Consider the following 463-nt stretch of genomic DNA (forward strand, 5'->3'; position numbering starts at 1 on the left):
CAGTATCGTTCCTAATGCGCCTAAATTTGAAAACAAAGGCGATTGGGCTCCTCGTATCGCCCAAGGCTTTGATACCTTGTTCCAACACGCTTTGAACGGTTTCAACGCAATGCCTGCCAAAGGCGGTGCAGCTGATTTGACCGACCAAGAATTGAAACGCGTGATTACTTATATGGCCAACAAAGCCGGCGGTACTTTCCCCGATCCTGATGCTGCGGCTCCTGCCGATGCCGCTGCTTCCGGCGAAGCTGCTTCAGCTCCAGCGGCTGAGGGTGTGGCTCCTGCAGATGCTCCTAAAGCAGACGCTGCCAAAGCTGAAGACAAAGGCGCAGCTGCCGGTGGTGCAGACGGTAAAAAAGTTTACGAAGCCAGCTGCCAAGCATGTCACGGCGGTGCAGTTCCCGGTGTTCCTCATGTAGGTAAAAAAGAAGACTGGGCTCCTCGTATCAAACAAGGTAAAGAC

The 463-nt window shown here is 53.3% G+C and carries 1 protein-coding gene; it reads left to right on the forward strand.

Annotated features, from left to right (window positions below):
* The coding region (locus ACTHUM_RS19425) for a c-type cytochrome (RefSeq protein WP_440403931.1) at window positions 1-463 on the forward strand (463 nt) is incomplete at both ends.

The sequence above is a fragment of the Neisseria sp. P0021.S006 genome (assembly GCF_051956895.1).